At 68.9% G+C, this 1,390-nt stretch carries 1 protein-coding gene; it reads right to left on the bottom strand.

The features are described 5' to 3' along the window. Window positions 1-16 precede the first annotated feature (16 nt). A complete protein-coding gene (locus tag FFS25_RS13260; protein ID WP_137803243.1) occupies window positions 17-1,090 on the bottom strand; it encodes an IS110 family RNA-guided transposase in 1,074 nt (357 codons plus the stop codon). Between the last annotated feature and the right edge of the window lie 300 nt (window positions 1,091-1,390).

Raw genomic sequence — 1,390 nt, 5'->3', positions numbered from 1 at the left:
GAATCTCCTATGTCTGTCAAGCCCCGGTGAGCTCATTCTGAGCGGCGGTGTTGAGGCGGCGGTAGATGTCGCGGGCGAGGTAGCGCTTGAGGCAGCGACGGATCTCCCGGAGGGTGCGCCCTTCGGCGGTACGGCGCTCGACGTAGGCGCGGGTTCGCGGGTCCATTCGCATGCGGGTGACGACGGCCATGTGGAGTGCTCGGTTGAGGCGCCGGTCGCCACCCCGGTTGATCCGGTGCCGGACGGTGTTGCCCGATGACGCGGGGATGGGGCTGGTTCCAGCGAGGCTGGCGAACGCGGACTCGGATCGAATGCGGCCCAGGTGTGACCACGCGGTCAGCGCGACGGCGGCGGTGACTGGGCCGATGCCGGGCTGGTTGAGCAGGCCACCGGCGGGGCTCTGCCGGACCAGGTCCGTGATCCGCGTGGTGATCTCCTTGAGCTCGCCGTCGAGGACGGCGACGCGTTTGGCGAGCCGGATCGCTTCACCACGGGCGGTGGCCGTGGCGAGCTCTTCGTCGCGGGTGCGCCACGCCGCGGTCGTGGCGATCTGGGTCGCGGTGAGCGGACGGCGGGCATCGATACCGAGGTCGACCACGCGCAGTAGCGCGGTGAGCGCGTTGATCGTCGCGGTGCGCTCGGTGCTCATGTGGTCGCGGGAGGCCAGCAGGACCTTCACGGCAGCGCGAATACCTTCGTCGGCGCGCGGTTGACGCAGTTGCGTCTGCTGCAGCGGGAGCGCTGCTGCGGCGATGCGGCGCGCATCCAGCGGGTCGGACTTGCCGATGCCGCGGTTCGCGCGAGCGTTCATCCGCGGGGCCTCGACGACGGTGTGTCCGGTGTCTGCTGCAGTGCGGGCAAGGCGTGCGCCGTAGGTGCCGGTGCCCTCGATCACCCACAGCGTGTCGAGGTCCCCTCCGGTGCGGCGCCCGACCCAAGACACCGCGCGTGACAAGCCTGCTGCCGTTGCGGGAAACTGAGCCTCATCGACAATCTCGCCCGTCGGGCAGGCCAGGATCGAGACAGCGTGGTTGCGGGCGTGGGTATCCACGCCGATGACGAACGGGCGGGTATGCGCGACGATAGCCATGGCGATCGACGCTCCTCTCTTCGAGACGGACATGGTCACGGTCGCCAAGCGGCCGGCACGGGTCCGGGAAGAGGTCACTTCGGGGCGAATCTGTGATGGGCCACGGCCCGAGGGCCGGGCAGTCTCCTGATGAGGTCACCGAGGTGGGCCGGACGGTGTCGGCCGCACCGACCCGGGCGGACAATTCAACGGGAAGACACCGCAAGCGGGCCAATTGCTTCGAGAGTCACACCCGGTTCGATACGACCGACATCCATCCTGACCGGCCAGTCCCAGACCAGCCAGATCCAGACTCACAGA

Source organism: Kocuria sp. 2SI (assembly GCF_005502825.1).
Taxonomy (GTDB): Bacteria; Actinomycetota; Actinomycetes; order Actinomycetales; family Micrococcaceae; genus Kocuria; species Kocuria palustris.
This window is presented reverse-complemented; position numbering and strand designations above follow the sequence as displayed.